The organism is Clostridium thermobutyricum DSM 4928 (assembly GCF_002050515.1).
GTDB lineage: Bacteria > Bacillota > Clostridia > Clostridiales > Clostridiaceae > Clostridium > Clostridium thermobutyricum.
This window is the reverse complement of record NZ_LTAY01000052.1, coordinates 1-16,613: the sequence shown is the minus strand read 5'-3', so window position 1 is coordinate 16,613 and position 16,613 is coordinate 1. Positions and strand designations below refer to the sequence as shown.

Annotated in this window: 11 protein-coding genes; 10 read left to right on the top strand and 1 reads right to left on the bottom strand. The window is 25.3% G+C overall.

Annotation, left to right across the window (positions count from 1 at the left end; genetic code table 11):
* Nucleotides 1-211: 211 nt before the first annotated feature.
* The 4 genes from CLTHE_RS10385 to CLTHE_RS10370 all read left to right on the top strand — a co-directional run bounded on the left by CLTHE_RS10385 (nucleotide 212) and on the right by CLTHE_RS10370 (nucleotide 6,254).
* Nucleotides 212-724: an NUDIX domain-containing protein gene (locus tag CLTHE_RS10385; protein ID WP_080023314.1), complete on the top strand. Its 513-nt coding sequence runs from the start codon at nucleotides 212-214 to the stop codon at nucleotides 722-724.
* A gap of 267 nt (nucleotides 725-991) precedes the next feature.
* Nucleotides 992-1,984 carry a DUF4003 family protein gene (locus tag CLTHE_RS10380; RefSeq protein WP_080023312.1) on the top strand — a complete coding sequence of 331 codons (993 nt, stop codon included), beginning with the start codon at nucleotides 992-994 and terminating at the stop codon, nucleotides 1,982-1,984.
* A gap of 336 nt (nucleotides 1,985-2,320) precedes the next feature.
* Nucleotides 2,321-5,461, top strand: coding sequence for a DEAD/DEAH box helicase (locus CLTHE_RS10375; RefSeq protein ID WP_080023310.1), 3,141 nt, complete (start codon nucleotides 2,321-2,323; stop codon nucleotides 5,459-5,461).
* A 196-nt stretch (nucleotides 5,462-5,657) separates the two neighbouring features.
* Complete coding sequence (locus tag CLTHE_RS10370) at nucleotides 5,658-6,254, top strand: SdpI family protein (protein ID WP_080023307.1); 597 nt, start codon at nucleotides 5,658-5,660, stop codon at nucleotides 6,252-6,254.
* Between the two features lie 151 nt (nucleotides 6,255-6,405).
* On the opposite strand, the gene CLTHE_RS10365 is transcribed toward CLTHE_RS10370, so the two are convergent.
* Nucleotides 6,406-8,559 carry a HelD family protein gene (locus tag CLTHE_RS10365; protein WP_080023304.1) on the bottom strand — a complete coding sequence of 718 codons (2,154 nt, stop codon included), beginning with the start codon at nucleotides 8,557-8,559 and terminating at the stop codon, nucleotides 6,406-6,408.
* Nucleotides 8,560-9,090: 531 nt separating this feature from the next.
* Here CLTHE_RS10365 and tyrP point away from each other — a divergent pair.
* The 6 genes from tyrP (at nucleotide 9,091) to CLTHE_RS10335 (ending at nucleotide 16,225) form a co-directional block, all read left to right on the top strand.
* A complete protein-coding gene (gene tyrP, locus CLTHE_RS10360) occupies nucleotides 9,091-10,500 on the top strand; it encodes a tyrosine-tyramine antiporter (protein ID WP_080023302.1) in 1,410 nt (469 codons plus the stop codon).
* Nucleotides 10,501-11,131: 631 nt separating this feature from the next.
* On the top strand, nucleotides 11,132-12,703 hold the full coding sequence (locus CLTHE_RS10355; RefSeq protein ID WP_207651202.1) for an AbgT family transporter: 1,572 nt from the start codon (nucleotides 11,132-11,134) through the stop codon (nucleotides 12,701-12,703).
* Nucleotides 12,704-12,904: 201 nt separating this feature from the next.
* Complete coding sequence (locus tag CLTHE_RS10350; protein WP_080023299.1) at nucleotides 12,905-14,146, top strand: peptidase U32 family protein; 1,242 nt, start codon at nucleotides 12,905-12,907, stop codon at nucleotides 14,144-14,146.
* Nucleotides 14,147-14,509: 363 nt separating this feature from the next.
* Nucleotides 14,510-14,773 carry a TIGR04540 family protein gene (locus CLTHE_RS10345; protein ID WP_002599379.1) on the top strand — a complete coding sequence of 88 codons (264 nt, stop codon included), beginning with the start codon at nucleotides 14,510-14,512 and terminating at the stop codon, nucleotides 14,771-14,773.
* A complete protein-coding gene (locus tag CLTHE_RS10340) occupies nucleotides 14,770-15,522 on the top strand; it encodes a ParA family protein (protein ID WP_002599378.1) in 753 nt (250 codons plus the stop codon). The genes CLTHE_RS10345 and CLTHE_RS10340 overlap by 4 nt, the downstream gene beginning before the upstream one ends.
* The gene (locus tag CLTHE_RS10335) at nucleotides 15,515-16,225 is read left to right on the top strand and encodes a hypothetical protein (protein ID WP_080023297.1); all 711 of its coding nucleotides are present in this window, start codon (nucleotides 15,515-15,517) and stop codon (nucleotides 16,223-16,225) included. Before CLTHE_RS10340 ends, CLTHE_RS10335 begins: the two co-directional genes overlap by 8 nt.
* The last annotated feature ends 388 nt before the right edge of the window (nucleotides 16,226-16,613 follow it).

The window sequence follows — 16,613 nt, the reverse complement described above, 5'->3', positions numbered from 1 at the left end:
ATATTAATTTTAAGAATTGTTAGAAATTACAGTTTAAAGTATTAAGAAAACCTGTTAATATATTATAAAAGGATAAGAATAAAAGTTAAATGTAATTATATATTATATAATCTTGTTTAAAAGCAGAAAATAGAATAAATAACTAACTTATCTGTAATAATATTAGTAGAATTTTAATAAAAAGGCATAAATAATTAGAGGAGTTGATATTATGTTTTTTCAAGAAGTTTTAGGCAATACTGAAATAATAAGAGAAAAGATAAACTTTAGACTTGCTATGAGAGCTGTAATATTAAATGAAAATAAGATACTATTAATAAAAACAAATAAAGGTGACTTTATATTTCCAGGTGGAGGAGTTAAATCTGGAGAAACATATAATGAAACTTTAAAGAGAGAAGTAATTGAAGAGAGTGGATATATAATAGATACTGTAGGAGAAAATTTAGGAACTATTGTTGAAAGAAAAATAGATGAATTTGATAAAGAATTAATGTTTGATATGACTTCTATGTATTATCTTTGTGATTTATCAGGAGAAAAAACATCCCAAAACTTAGATGATTACGAAAGAGATCAAGAATTTTTACCAGTTTGGACTACTATAGATGAAGCTCTTTCTAAAAATGAAAAAATTATAGAACATGAAAAAGATATTATGAATCCTTGGGTAGAGAGAGAAACTTTGGCCTTAAGAAAAGTAAAAGAATATATAAGTCAATAAAATTTTGAAATAAAATTTAAAATATTAAAGTGTCAACAAAATTGGCACTTTTTCTTTTTTATATAATAATTTCTTTTTATAATTATAAATCTTATTAAATCAAATTTATTAAGATTTATATATTTAAGTTGATTAATATTATTTTATAAAATTTATATATAAAAGATGCTGTGGAAATAAATTAAAATATATCTAAACTTTTTAAAAGGGATATTTAATACTGTATAATTAAATAAAAGGATATTTATTTAAGTGGAGGGGATCATTGTGAATTATGAAAAAGTTCAGTTATTGGTAAATAACAGTAGAGAGTTAGATAAGGCAGGGGGAATATTTACAGGAAATTCTTTTAGAAAATGTAGTGCTTTATTATTAACATTAAAGGGTAGAAATGCAGATTCAAAAAAAATTAACCAGGCTATAGAAGTTATTAAACATAATACATCTATGTTATCAAATTTTAGGGGAAATAATTTATTAACTACTGCAACTACTATATCTCTTGAAGAAGATATGAAAGGTAGTTTTAAAGAACTAATGAGTATTTATGATAAGCTAAAGGGTGTTTTCTTTACAAATCAGTATTTAATTTTAGCGGCTATCGTAATATTTAATGCAAGAGATAGAGTAGATGTTGATGATGCAGTTAAAAATACTAGAAAAGTTTATGATTACATGAAAAAGAAGCATAGATTTTTAACAGGGCAAGAGGATATATCAGCTGCAGCTATGATTGCAACTACTTCAATAAATATAGAATTAACTTTATGTGAAATAGAAAAATGTTATGAAGCTTTAATAAAAAAAGGCTTTGGAATGGGGAATAATACTCAAAGCTTGTCACATATATTGCCTTTGTTTAGTGGAAGTGTAGAAGAAAAAGTTCAAAGGATTTCTAAAGTCAATATGGAATTAAAAAATAATGGAGTACCTTTAAGATATTATTCATTACCAATTTTAGGCGTAGTAGCAGGGATAGCAGATGACCCAAACGCATTTGCAAAAGAAGTAAAAGAAGTTAATGAAAAAATAAAATCTGAAAAAGGTTTTGGAACTTTTACATTAGGTTCAACTATTAGAAATATGATAGCTACAGGACTTGTTGCATCATATTATGTTGATAGATTAAATGAAGAGGAGAAACAAACATTAATAGATACTACTAATAATGTGGCATTAACTATACAAATAGCTATAGAGATAGCAACTGTAGCAGCAACTACTGGAGCAGCTGCAGCTGCTTCTTCATCAGGAAATTAAATGGTTAATAGGAATTAGAATTTATAGAATTAGAATATAATATAAGTGTTAAAAAGACTATAAAATTTAGTATGGGATATTTAAATTACGCCCTATTGCTTAGAAAACACCAATCAATAAAATCTACAAAATTTAGTATAAGATATTTAAATATAAAATCATTGAAAATCCATCATTAATTTGTGATGGATTTTTTTGTAGTCTCTTCTATGTATTTATAATTATTAGAACGATTTTATATTGGTTTATTATTGAAGATTAAGCATATAAGAATTCTATATATTCTCTTATAAACTATGATAGAATATTTCTAGAAAACAAAAGGAGGTGAATCCTTTGAATTTGGAATCAATAAAAGATAATACACTCAAGATTAGTTCATCATTTGCAAGAACACAAGGAGAAAAGTTATCAAAAGAATCTTTTGTAACAGAATTAAAGGGGAAAAGTATAAATAATGTTTATCACATTTATGGAAGAGTATTAAATAATAATAAAAGTAAAACATATAGCACTCATATAAAGATAGATATGAAAACAAATAAAATAATTGATACTAAATGTACTTGTGAAATCTTTGAAGAAAGTATAAAACATATAAATAATTATGTTTGTCAGCATATAGTAGCAACTACTTATACCTTTTATAATAAAGCCAGAAAAAATATAAAAAGTAAAAGTGTTAGTAAAAAAGAAAATAAAACAGTAAATAAAAATGTAATTATAAAAAAATATAAAGAAAAAAAGGAATTAGAAAATAAGAGATATTTGAATTTAGATTTAAGGATAAAATGTATTAAAAATGACAATATACCTTCTTTTCAATGTGAATTTAGAATAGGACCTGAAAAAACTAATTTAATTACAGATATTAAAGACTTTATAGAAAGAATAGATAATAAACAAACAATAAGATTTAATGATGTATTCACTTATAATCCTATAAAAGATGAATTTTTAGATAATGATAAATATATAATTGATTTTATAAATAAAAATAAACAAAAAATAAGGGGAAAATATTTAGTTTTACATCAAAATGAAATAAAAGAGTTTTTAAAGCTTATAGATCGAAATAAAAAGATTATATTAAATTATAATTTTATAAATTATGAAGTTCGAGTTAAGAGAGCTAATGTTCCTGTCGCTTTAACTATTAGGCTTAGAGGAGATGAATTTGTTTTAAAACATCATAATAAATTTCCTGAACTTTTAAGTAATAATGGAGAAGTAATGCTCTTTGATAGAAATATATATATTCCAAAAGAAAAACAAATCAATTCGTATATTCCAATTTATAAAAAGTTTTTAAAAAATAGTGAGATAAAATATAATAAGTCATTAGAAACTTTAAATTCCTTATTATCAGAGCTTAAAAATATAACTAATGAAATTACCTTAGATGAGAATACAAAAGAGTTTAAAAGAAAGTTGATTGCTCCAAATTTTTATTTTTATAAAGAAGATGGAAATATCTATTGTAATGTAAAGTTAAATTACTTTGGTTATATTATTGATTTAATTAAAGATAAATCTAATAAAAGTTTTTTAAGAGATATTAAAAAAGAAAATCTAATAGATATGGAGCTTGAAAGATATAAGTTTATTAAAAAAGAAAAGGATTTTTTATTTATTGGTAATGAAGAGGATATGTATGAATTTTTAAATATGGGCTTATTAAGATTAAAAGAAATTGGAGTTGTTTTATTTTCTAAGGATTTAGAAAAGATAAAATTAATAAATTCAAAAGATATTCTTTCAAATCTAGATGAATTTGATAATTTTTATAAGCTTAAATATAAGTTTGGTGATTTTACAGTAAAAGAGCTTGGAGAAGCTATAAATTCAATGAAGAGTGGAGAAAAATTTTATAAAAGCAAAAATACTTACTTAGATTTAGAAGATCCAGGAGTAGCTAAATTTTTAAATCTTTTAGATGATTTAGGGTTAGATAAAATAAAGGATAATGAAATAGAGATAGACAAAAATAAGATGATATATCTTCAAGAAAAATTAAAAGATAGAAACTTGTCATTTATAAAGGGGAGTAAGGTACTTCAAGATATAGTTCAAAAGTTATTAAATAAAGAATACAAAAGAAAGCTTGTACCTAAAAAATTAAATGCAACTCTTAGACCATATCAAATAGAAGGCTTTAAATGGCTTAATGAAATAACTGCCTTAGGGTTTGGTGGAATACTTGCAGATGATATGGGGCTTGGTAAAACTATTCAAATTATTTCTTTTATATTATCTCAAAAGAAAACAAAAACTCTTATAATTACACCAACTTCAGTAATTTATAATTGGAAAGATGAATTTGAAAAATTTGCACCTACATTAAAAGTAGGATTGGCTCATGGAAATAAAGTTTCAAGAGAGAAAGTTATAGATGATTATAAAAAATATGATGTAATTTTAACTACATATGGAACTATTAAAAATGATGAAGAAAAATATAGTTCTTTAACTTTTGATTATTTGATAATAGATGAAGCTCAAAATATAAAAAATCATCTAGCACAAGCGACTATTTCAGTTAAAAAAATAAAATCAAGATGTAACATTGCATTAACAGGCACACCAATAGAAAATAATTTAATGGAATTGTGGTCAATATTTGATTTTGTTATGCCTGGATATTTATTTACAAAAGAAAGATTTAAAGAAAGATTTGTTGGAAATAGTGATTTAACAGAGCTAAAAACATTAATAACACCATTTATATTAAGAAGAGTTAAGTCAGATGTTTTAGATGAGTTACCAAGTAAAGTTGAAAAGAAATATTTAGTAGAACTTAATTCAAAACAAAAGCAAATTTATAAATCCTATATAAAAGAAGTTAAAATGAAGATAGAAACTTCAAGAGATAAAGTTAACTTATTTGCATATCTTACAAAGCTTAGAGAACTATGTTTAGACCCTTCGCTTGTTGTACCAGATTATATAGATAAGAGCGCTAAATTAAATATAGTAAAAGATATAGTTGAAGAGGAGAGTAAAGCTGGAAATAAAATATTATTATTTTCTCAATTTACTTCAGTATTAAAAAAGATAGAAGAGGACTTTAAGAAGAGTGGAGTAAATTATTTATATTTAGATGGCTCAACTTCTGCAAAAAATAGAGTAGAAATGGTAAAGAATTTTAATGAAAATGATGATATAAAAGTATTTTTAATATCCTTAAAAGCTGGTGGAGTAGGATTAAATTTAACTTCAGCAAGCGTAGTAATACATTTTGACCCTTGGTGGAATCCTGCAATTGAAGACCAAGCAACAGATAGAGCTCATAGATTTGGGCAAAAAAACACTGTTAAAGTTATAAAACTTGTAGCTAAAGATACAATAGAAGAGAAGATTGTACTTATGCAAGAAGACAAAAAAGAATTAATTCAAAGTCTTATGGATGGTAAAGAGATGGATGGTAAAGGACTTAAAAGACTTAGTGAAGAAGATATAATTAAATTATTTGATTAGATAAAAAGCTTTGAAATTTTAATTTCAAAGCTTTTAGATATTATAAATAATTTTGTGTAAATTGAATATTATATTTTTAATAATGATTTACAAATTGTCTTGATATTATTAGAATATAAGTAATATATTGTTAATATGATAGATATTAATATTTAAGTAAAAATAATCATAGAATGGATTTTTAAAGGAAAGCATTATGAAAAAATTATTTAAAATTCAATTATTAGGATTATTACCAGTTATACTAGTTGGCATTTATTACTTATTCAATAAAACTTTAAATAGCACTTACTATACAGTTCTTTTAATAGCTGCATCTGGTATTTTGATATCTACAACTTTTGCATATAGCTCTTTAAAAAAAGATTATACCAATAATAAAAATTCAATGAAAAAATCAACTTATATTTTTGGATTAATTTTAAATTTCTTTATTCCAATTTTTATATATTTATGTCTATTCTTTATATTATTTAGAAATGTACAATTCCAATTAAGCAATATTCTATTTTTTATAGTTGGACTTATAATAACTATATCTGGAATGTTCTTACCAAGAATTGAGCCTAATAACACAATAGGAGTTAAATTTAAATGGGCACTAGAGGATAATAATAATTGGTATGCAACACAAAAGTTTTCAAGTTATGTTTTTATTATATTTGGAAGTATAATGATTAGTTCACCATTGCATAATATAACTTTTTTAATGATAATCTCAATTTTTTCAATTATTATTTTACCATGCTTGTATTCATATAAATATTATAAAAATAGTATAAACAAAAACTAAAAATTAAAAAAATAAAGGGATACAATTAAGTATCCCTTTAAGCCTTTAAGTATCTATGTTTTATAATAGTTAAGAGTTAGTTTTTCTATTAACTTAATAACTCTATTTCAATTTATATTTTTATAATAATCTTGTTAAGTTTAGATTAACTTTATAATAATATTGATTTTTCTGAACTACTTAAAAGATAAAGGCTGTGTAATGCTCTTGTACAAACTGTATATAAAAGATTACGTTCACTATCTTTTGAATAAGTTTTATCACAATCTGGAACTATAACTGAGTCAAATTCTAGTCCTTTTGCAATATATGAAGGAATTATTGAAATTCCTTTTGAGTAGTGGCTGTTATCATCTATTATTAAGTTTAAATCTTCTATTTTATCTTTAAGAAGATTAAATAATTCTTTAGATTTTTCTGCTGTTTTAGGTATTATTGCAATAGATTCAAAACCAGATTCTTTAATTTCTTTTATTTTTTCTAAAATAGTCTCTTCTATATTTACATTTTCTAATACTTGTGGTTCCATTCCTTGTCTTTCTACACCTTCAATTGGTTCTCCAAATTCTAATATATTTTTAGAGAATTCAGTAATATTAAAGGTTGAACGATAGCTCTTAGTAAGTGAAACTATTTGTGTATTATCTTCACCAAATATAACTTCTATATCTTCTTTTTTATCTATATTAGTATCATTAGATATTTTTTGATTTATATCTCCAAGTATAGTAAATGTAGCATTTCTAAATGACTTACTAATTAATTTATAGAAAAGCGGACTATAATCTTGACATTCATCTATAATTAAATGTTTTATATTTTTATAGTTTTTAAATCCATCCATATGCATTCTTAAGTAAAGTATAGGAATTATATCTTCAAAAAGAATGTTCATATTTTGAATATTTTTTATAGTAAAATCACTTATTTCCTCTACATTTAATTTAGTATATTTAGAAATATCTCTCCATAAATAATTATATATAGTTACAGGATTTATAGTTTCTATCATAGTATCAACTTGCTTTGAAACTTCCTCTTTTAAATAGCTTTGAATGTTATTTCCATGGTCAAAAGGATTATATCCAAAATCAGAAGCATTTTTATTTTTAGCTTGAACAAAATATTTAGTTTCAACTTGTGCAAAAAGATTTCCTTTAAGAGATTCTATTCTATCTATAAAAGAAACATTTTTAAATTTATTAAGGAAAACTTCTGAAACTTTCTTTTTAGAAATTATTACTTTGTTATCAAATATAATATCTTTAAATTGAATTAGCATATTAGGAAGATTATTTGCAAAGTCTTCAAGTATATTAGAAAACTCTATGCTATTTTTAAACTTCATAGCTTTTTCACGTAAAGCTTTTTCTTTAGTATCTTCTGAATAAATATATTCAAGATAATCATTTTTCTTTTCATAATTATAAATACTAGGAAGAAAGCTTTTATAAAAATCTTCAAGTGTTGTTTCACTTATGTTACTTTCTCCAAGTCCAGGTAATACATCAGATATATATTCACTAAACACATCATTAGGAGAAAAGATTAATATATTTTCTGCCTTTAATGTTTTTCTGTATTTATATAAAAGAAAAGCAGCTCTATGCATTGCAATAGAAGTTTTACCAGAACCTGCAACTCCTTGAATTAAAAGAACCTTTGTTTTATCATTTCTTATAATTTCATTTTGCTTTTTTTGAATAGAAGAAACAATATTTTTCATTTTATCTGATGTATTAGAACCTAATACACTTAAAAGAGCTTCATCATGAATTGATGAATTACTTTCATGAATAAACTTTATTTCTCCATTTTTTATATTATATTGTCTATTTAAAACTATCTCACCTTTAATTTCTCCATTTGGAGTTGTATAAGATGCAGGGCCCATTTCATAATCATAAAACATATTTGAAATAGGAGAACGCCAATCAAGAACAAGAAAATCAAAGTCATCTTTTATAACACTTGCTATACCTATGTATATACTTTCAGGACTTTCACCTTCTTCTTTAAAGTCAATTCTCGCAAAATAAGGAGAGTTTAACTGATTTCTAAGTGTTTTAATTTTTTCTATGTTATTTAAATATAATTTTTCTTGCATAGCAAGGTTTTGATTGAAATGTTGAACTTCAATTTCATCAAGTTCTTTTATACTATCCCAAAGAAGTCTTCTATCAGATTTTATATCATTACTTCTTTCATAAGAAGAATCACCAAATTTATCTAAAAGCTCTTTTATAGTATCTAAAGTTTTATTAAGGTATAAAATTTCATCTTGTTTACTAATTCCTACTGTCATAAAAAATCTCCAATTCTTAAAATATCAAAATATTATATCATATATTATAGATTTCTAAAATTGATTAGAAATATAAATTTAATATTAAAACAATTAACAGAAAGAAAATAAAGACTATAATTCCTTAAATATACTTATTTTCTTTTAATAAACATTGAAAAAATAGAAATAAAAAATTAACTTTAATGATAAAAAGTTAAGTTTATAAAATAAATTTTAATAAAAAGAATAAAATTTATACTTTTTAAAATATTATTAATATGAATTTTACAAAAGTAACTAAAAGTTTAAAAATGCGGTGACTTAATAAAAATGTGTTAACAAAATTAAATATAAATTATCAGTATGATAATACTTGTTAAAAAATACTGATATATTTGGTATGTAAATGTATTAACTTTATAAAAAATATATATTTTGCAATTTAGACTAAGTTAGTTTTCTCTATATAATAAATTCCATAAAGGATTTCCGAGGAAAAACCTTTAAAAATTAAAAACAAAATATAGAGTGAGAAAGGATGTCGTTATTATGGATAACACAAAAAAACTTAGTTTAGTACAACTAGTTGGTATTACTATGGCTTTCTTTGGTACAGTTAGAAGTGTTCCTACACTAGCTGCAACAGGTTGGTCACAAATTTCTTATCTTATCGCAGCAGTTATATTATTCGCTATTCCAATAGCGTTAATAGCAGCAGAGCTTGCGACTGCATATCCAAAAGAAGGAGGTCCTCAAGTTTGGGTTTCTGAGGCATTCGGAGAAAGATTTGGTTTCGTAACTTCATGGTTACTATGGGTTCAAATGTTTTTCGGAATGGTTATGATAGCTTCAACAATTGGAGTTATGCTTGGATACGGTGTTGGTAGTCCAAAACTTGCTCAAAACAACATATTCGTATTTATATGTATATTAGTTGGATACTGGTTAGTAACTTTACTTAACATGAAATTTGACATGGTTAAAGTTGTTGGTAACTGGGGAGCAATCATTGGAGTTTACATTCCATTTATTTTATTAATCATCTTAGGAATAGCTTACTTAGCAAAAGTAGGAATTAATCCAAATGGTTATTTAGCAGGTGGATTCTCAGCTAGTAAAGTGTTACCAAACTTCCATGAAGGTGGAACATTAAACTTATTCTCAGCTATTATCTTTATATTTGCTGGTATTGAAATTTCTTCAGTTCACGCAAACAATATTGATAATCCTAAGAAAAACTATCCAGTTGCAATAATTATTACTTTAGTTATAATTATAATTCTTAACCTTGTAACTGGTTTAACTATGGCAAATGCAGTACCTAATGGAAAAATGGAATTCTCAAACATTTTACAACCATTCTCAATATACTTTAAAGCATTAGGAATTCCAATGATATTCACAAATATCATAGGATGGATGATTGCTATTGGTATATTAGCACAATTATCTGCTTGGGTTCTTGGACCATCAAAAGCTATGATAGCAGTTGCTGAAGAAGGTTTATTACCAAGAGTATTCCAAAAAAGAAACAAAAGAGGAGTACCTGTTACTTTCGTACTAATTCAAGCTATTGTTATTTCATTAATAGCATTTGTATATGTTATAGTACCAAACGTAAATACTGCGTTCTTAATAATCACTATAACTACTACAATAATTTACTGTTTAGCATACATCTTAATGATATTCGCAATTATCAAATTAAGATATTCTAAACCAGAATTAGACAGACCATTTAAATTAGGTGGAATGGGAACAATGTGGTTTGTATCAATCCTTGCTTTAATTGGTGTTACATTAACTATAATTGCAAGTTTAATCCCACCAACAGCAGTTGGACCAGGACACGGTGGAGCATATATTGCATTCCAAGTAATTGCTTCATTAGTTGTATTCATAATTCCACTAATAATTTATGCTTGTAAAAAACCAAGCTGGAAAAAAGAAGATAAATAAGAAAAAACTAAATTAAAGTAAATGTAAATTTCTAGCCCAAATCGGAATTTATATTGAAAATATTTTATAAACGACAAACTTACTCAATAAATTAAATTTTCACTACTTATATTAAATAGCCATTAAGACTAAGTCTTAATGGCTATTTTTTTATACATTTAAATGATGAGAGAAATAGAAGTTAAAAAGTCTTCTTCATAAAAGTTATTTTTATAAATTTAAATGATTAAATTTTGTTTAGTTACTGGTGCGATATGAAAATCATATTTTTAAAAGACTTATAAAAAAATTAATTATAAAAATTTTACTGTTTAATATAATCAAATTAAAAAAGTGATTTTTTAACAAAAAAACATTAATTTGTTTATTCTGAAAAGACATAAATTTAAAAATGTATCTAAATAAAAGACATAAAAGAAAAATTAAAATAACATAATTTTAATAAAGTGTATAAAATTTTGATAAATAATCAAAAAAAGTATGTAATACTTCCCTATATATGATAAATAATGAAAAAATAATCGAATTTTGATTTTATAGTTAAAAATACATAGAAAGATGATATAATAAATACAAATATTAATAAAGTGTTAACGGGGACAGTTTATTTAACAACAAGGGGGAAGAATTTATGAGCACAAAATTAAAACAAAAAAAAGTGACTAACGTGTCAGAAAAGCCTAAAAAAGAATCGTTCATAGAGAAAGTAGGAAAGAAAATCCCAGATCCGGTAATTATATTTATGGGATTATATGCTTTAGTATTTACTTTAACTTTATTTATGGGTGGAATGCAATTTGAAACTTTAGGAGCAGATGGAGGAAACATAGTTCACGAAATAAAAAATATGTTAACTCCAGAAAATTTTAGATGGATATTTGATAATGCATTATTAACTAACTGGCTTGCATATGGTGGAGGAGTTTTAGGAACTATCCTTATAGTAATGCTTGGAGTTGGACTTGCTGAAGAATCAGGACTTTTAAGTACAATAATTAAAAAAGTTGGATTAAAGGTTTCAGATAAGTTTTTACCAGTAGTTTTAGTATTCTTAGGAATTATGAGTAGTATAGCTACAGATGCTGGATATATCATTCTTATTCCACTTGCTGGTATGCTTTATGTAGGACTAAAGAAAAATCCTTTAATAGGTATGGCTGCAGCTTTTGCTGGAGTATCTGCTGGATTTAGTGCTAACTTAATACCAGGAACTCCAATAGATGTACTAGTAGGAAATAACGCAAAAATATTTGCAGAAGGGCAAGGAGTACCATTTGTTTCAGCATCTGGACAAGCTTTAAACCCTGCAACAATGAACTATATATTTATACTTGCTTCAACAATACTTTTATCAGTAGTAGGTTATTTTATAACAGCTAAATTTATAAAACCAAAACTTGAAAAAGAATCATATGTTATACCAGAAGATTTTGATGCAGAAAACTTTGCTGTTAAACCAGAAGAAAATAAAGCATTAAAGAATGCATTATTAGGACTTGTATTAGCTTTAGGAATAATAGCTATATTATATGTTGGACCACTTCATCCTTATGTTAATGACAAAGGTGCAACAGTTAATCCAATTATGGATAACATAATCTTATTTATAACATTTGCATTTTTCTTACCAGGATTATTATTTGGTAAAAAGGTTGGTAAATTTAATAAAGCAATGGATATAGTAAAAGCAATGAGTAAGCAAATGAGTGGAATGGGATATGTGTTAGTACTTACTTTCTTCTCATATAACTTCTTAGCATTACTTAGCTATTCAAATATAGGAACTTATATTACTTATCTTGGAGCTTCTTTCTTACAAAGCTTAGGATTAAGTAAATACCCAGTATTATTATTAATAGGATTTATAATTGTAACAGCAATAATAAACCTTTTTGTTGGTGGATTAACTTCAAAATGGATGTTATTAGGACCAATATTTATACCAATGCTTTTCAGTGTAAATCCAGATCTTACTCCAGATGTAGTTGCAGCAGCATATAGACTTGCAGATTCATCTACAAATGTAATATCACCTCTTATGTCATATGCGGGAATTATCTTAGTATTTATGAGAAAATATAAACCAGAATATACATTAGGTGATATGATAAGATTAATGACTCCATATTCAATTGGATTCCTAATTTGTTGGACAATATTATTAATAGTTTTCTTCACTCTAGGTATACCACTAGGGATTTAATAAATAAAAAGGACATCAGAAGATGTCCTTTATTTTTTTGAAAAAATATTAATAGTTATAAAAATGAAAAATATATAAGAAAAAAATAATATTTAATTAGAAAACATTAATTTAGTTATCTTATTAACTTTCTTGTAAATTGTAAAAGTTCTGTTTATAATGTTTTGTAGAAATTATTTTAAAAAGTGAGGAAGAAAGCTAATGACAATAAAATATAAAAAGCCAGAGCTTTTAGCACCAGCTGGAAGTTTAGAAAAATTAAAAATAGCATTCCAATATGGAGCAGATGCAGTTTATTTTGGAGGAAAAGATTTTTCACTTAGAGCTGCTGCACAAAACTTTTCTTATGAAGAAATGAAAGAAGGAGCAGAATTTGCTCATAGCTTAGGAAAGAAATTATATTGCACTATAAATGTAATGCCAAAAAATGAAGACTTAGAGCAAATGCCTAAATTTTTAAAGCAATTAGAAGAAGTAGGAATTGATGCTGTGCTTGTATCAGACCTTGGAGTGTTAGGAATGGTTAAAAAACATACTAATCTTGCAATCCACGTAAGTACACAAGCTAATACAATAAATTATGAAGCTTGTAATGTATGGGAAAGCTTAGGAGCTGAGAGAGTAGTTTTAGCAAGAGAATGTTCATTAGAAGATATAAAGACTATGAGAGAGCATATAAACCCTGAATTAGAATTAGAAGCTTTTGTACATGGTTCAATGTGTATATCATATTCAGGAAGATGTCTTTTATCCAGCTTTATGGCAGGAAGAGATTCTAATATGGGAGCTTGTACACAATCTTGTAGATGGAAATATTCATTAGTAGAAGAAAAGAGACCAAATGAATACTTCCCAATAGAAGAAGATAGTCATGGAACATACATAATGAACTCAAAAGACCTTGCTATGATAGAACACCTTCCAGAGTTATTAAATGCAGGTATATCATCACTTAAAATAGAAGGAAGAAATAAAAGTGAATATTATGTTGCAGTAATAGTTAATGCATATAGACAGGCAATAGACCTTTATTATAAAGATCCAGAAAATTATAAATTACCTGAAGCATTAAAAGAAGAATTATATAAAGTAAATCACAGAAAATATCATACAGGTTTCTTCTTTAAAGAACCAAAAGAGGAAGGAATAATATATGATACAAATTTCCATATAAGAGATTATGATATGACTGCAATAGTTTTAGATTATGATAAAGAAACTGGAATGGCTCTTTGCAGACAAAGAAATAAATTTGTTAAAGGTGATGTAATAGAAGTATTATCACCAGGAAAATATGATCAAAGCTTTGTAGCTGAAGAAATATATAATGAAGATGGAGAAAAGATAGATGAATGTCAACATCCAAATATGATATTTAAAATTAAAACTCCATTTGAATTAGAAAAAAATTCTTTCTTCAGATGTAAAGTAAAGAAAAAATAATTATTTAACCTATAAAACAAGTAAATTTTTAAATTTATTTTATAATAAGCTATTTTTGAAAAATTTTTTTCAAAATAGCTTATTTTTTTACAAATAAAAATTAGATTAAAAAATAAATAAAAAAACATGGTAGAAACAGTTATAAAGTCAGTTATAGAGTGAATTATGTATATAATTAAGTGAAATAGGGTATAAAAAGTGTATAAATTTAGTTGAATTTGTTATAAAATTTATTCAAATTTTATTTGAATCTAAGATGATTTTAGTATAAAATAAGGTAAAAGGAAGTTAAAAAGAGGTTAATTTTAAATATAAAATCAAGTTAAAATTAGTAGTTATATCGGAAAGGAGTAGGTTAACAAAATGCAAAAAAATGATATAAGACTTTATTACAAGAATCAATTAGAGCTTGGATATGCATTAAGAGATTACATAGATGCTTATTTTCAAAATAAAGTGCAAGATGCAGAGTTAGAAGAAAAAATATTCTCAGTTATAGAAGCTAATAAAAGTAAGTTCTATAAAGGAGATGAAATAGCTCAAAAACCTAAACAAATATTAGGAAAAGCAAGACTTGATATCCTAAATAGTATAATAAGTAAAAATTCAAAGGGGGGAGAAAAATGAAGAAGATAGCAGTTCTTAACAATAAAGGTGGAGTTGGGAAAAGTACTGTTGCAGTTCAACTTTCTCATGGATTAGCAAAACTAGGCTTCAAAGTTATTTTAGTGGATTTAGACGGACAAAATGATTCAAGTCTTTTCTTAGGAATACAAGAAGCAGATTATAAAAAGACTTTTTTTGATTTAATAAATAGAAGAGATCCAGTAACAATAGATGAATGTATAATTGAAGCTAGAGAGGGCTTAGATCTTCTTCCAAACTCTCACATTGAAGAAATAAACTCAGAGTTCTATAGAGAGGCTAGAATTGACTTAGTTCTTTCAGAGAAGCTTCAAGGGCTTGAGGAAATGGATTATGATTATGTAATAGTAGATTGTGGTCCTCAAAGAACAAAAATAAATGATGCAGTTCTTTGCTATGTAGACAGCATAATAATGCCTGTTCAAGTAGAAGCAGCAGCAGTTAGAGCTTGTGGAAGTATATATGAATATCTTTCAGATTTAAGACTTACTCCTGACAAGATAGCGCTTATAATACCAAATATGTATGATAAAAGAACAAAGGATGCTAAAGAGAACTTAATGTTCCTTCACGAATTCTTTGGAGACGAAGGCTTAGTAACTGAACCTATTAATAGAAGAGTTAAGATAACAGAAGCAGGAAAAATGGGTAAAACAGTTTTTGAGTATGATCAAGAAGCCGCACAACAGTTCTTCAAGGTTCTTGAAAGGTTGGTGGAACGCGTTGTCTAAAGCTAAAAAAGATATTAATCAAAACTTTGAAATGCTAAAAGCTCAAATGCAAGCCAAAAGAAAAAAAGCAGAAAGACAAAGTATAGATAAATCACAAGATGATGATAAAAAGATTAATACCGCAGTTATAGATATCAAAGAAGACAATGCAAAAGAGAAAAATATTTCAGAAAAAGATAATAAAGTTGCAGCAAAAGAAATAAAAAATGATTCTATAAAAAATGAAGTAGTAGAGGAAAAAAAGATACCTGTAATTGAGGAAAATAAACCCGAGGTAATAAAAGAAATTAAAAAAGAAGAACCAGTAGCTAAAGTGATTGAAGAAGATACTATAGAAGAAGTAGATTCTGAAATAATAGAGGCTGTAGAAGAAGATATATTAGAAGAAAAACAAGAAAAGAAGGTTAGAAAAAAGAGAACTCCAAGACCTAAAAAAGTAGTTCAAGAAGAAGAATATGAAGATGATTATGATGACTTCTATGTAGAAGAAGATGATATAATAACTACAACTACTGATGGAGTAATAAAAATAAAGATAAAGAAACAAGAAAAGCCTGAAGCACCTAGAAGAGCTACCTATTATCTAAAGCAAGAAACTATTAGAAAAATAGAGAAGGTTTCTAAAATGTCAGGCATAGGTAAATCTAAGCTAGTTCAACTGCTACTTGACCAAGCACTAGATAACCTAGAAATTGAAAAATAAGTATAATAAATTTGAAATATTTATTTAGTTTTAAACTAAAAATATAAAAATTGAAAATCAATTATTAATGCTTACAAATACGTGATTTTAATTAAAAAAGTAATTCTAATAAATTTAAACTAAATAGATTTGAATTAATAATTTCAAAATATTATATGTTAAATAAACTTATAACTATTTACACATGTTATATTATAACAAATTATAAATTAAAAGATAGAATTAATAAGATTTAAATTGTTCTTAAACTCTAAAAGGGAAGTATTAAATTCTCTTTTAGAGTTTTTTTGATGCAATATTTTAGTTTAAAAATAAAAGAATTCTTTTATTTATATTATAGTATATGAAATTGACTAATTGTTATATACATTAAATAATTAAATTATTT

Coding starts and splice junctions, on each gene's coding strand:
- CLTHE_RS10340 (WP_002599378.1), top strand. CDS start 14,770: ATGAAGAAGATAGCAGTTCTTAACAATAAAGGTGGAGTTGGGAAAAGT.
- CLTHE_RS10350 (WP_080023299.1), top strand. CDS start 12,905: ATGACAATAAAATATAAAAAGCCAGAGCTTTTAGCACCAGCTGGAAGT.
- CLTHE_RS10345 (WP_002599379.1), top strand. CDS start 14,510: ATGCAAAAAAATGATATAAGACTTTATTACAAGAATCAATTAGAGCTT.
- CLTHE_RS10370 (WP_080023307.1), top strand. CDS start 5,658: ATGAAAAAATTATTTAAAATTCAATTATTAGGATTATTACCAGTTATA.
- CLTHE_RS10355 (WP_207651202.1), top strand. CDS start 11,132: ATGAGCACAAAATTAAAACAAAAAAAAGTGACTAACGTGTCAGAAAAG.
- CLTHE_RS10365 (WP_080023304.1), bottom strand. CDS start 8,559: ATGACAGTAGGAATTAGTAAACAAGATGAAATTTTATACCTTAATAAA.
- CLTHE_RS10385 (WP_080023314.1), top strand. CDS start 212: ATGTTTTTTCAAGAAGTTTTAGGCAATACTGAAATAATAAGAGAAAAG.
- tyrP (WP_080023302.1), top strand. CDS start 9,091: ATGGATAACACAAAAAAACTTAGTTTAGTACAACTAGTTGGTATTACT.